1 protein-coding gene is annotated in these 582 nt (G+C 65.8%); it reads left to right on the forward strand.

The genetic code is table 11. From position 1 onward, the window contains the following. Positions 1-582 (forward strand): hypothetical protein (locus A3764_RS25205; RefSeq protein WP_161487498.1); only part of this gene is annotated, 582 nt, incomplete at both ends.

The raw sequence follows: 582 nt of genomic DNA on the forward strand, positions 1-582 counted from the left end.
AGGACCAACTCGCGGCACGCATCGACGCCGTGCAAACCCCCGCCGGCGAGAGCCGGACGGTCGCTGGCTTCCTGTCGCAGGCCACGCGCTATGGCGACGATCTGCTCGAGGATGTGGAAGCCTGGCTGCGGACCGTGCTGGATCAGACCCTGGGGCTTGCGGAGCCGCTTTACGGCAGGGTCGCGATGCCCGTTCTGGACACGATGGTCGCCGCGCTGTTCAACAGCGACGGCAGGCCCACCACCCTCGGTTTCTTCGTGCGCCGGGACATTTCCGTCGAACTCAGGCAGGCCCGCCAGGATGTGCGAACCGAGCTGACGCAGATCACCGCGCTGCGCGCCAAACTGCAACAGGAAGTCGCCTACAGCGAATTGAGGGCAGATCTTCACGCATTGATCCGCACCGCCGGCGCGGCCCCGACCACGAAGCCCCTGGCGCTGGAGCGTGCCGTGGCGTCGGTGGGCGATCTGGCTCAGTTGCTTCTCGAGGGACAGTTCAGCGACATATTCAAGCTCGAGCGGCTGAAGGACGAGATCGAGACCGCCATCCTGAACCTGCTGCCGGTCAAGGTCGGGGTGGTCT

It is taken from the genome of Sulfitobacter sp. HI0129, from assembly GCF_001635395.1.
Lineage (GTDB): Bacteria > Pseudomonadota > Alphaproteobacteria > Rhodobacterales > Rhodobacteraceae > Sulfitobacter.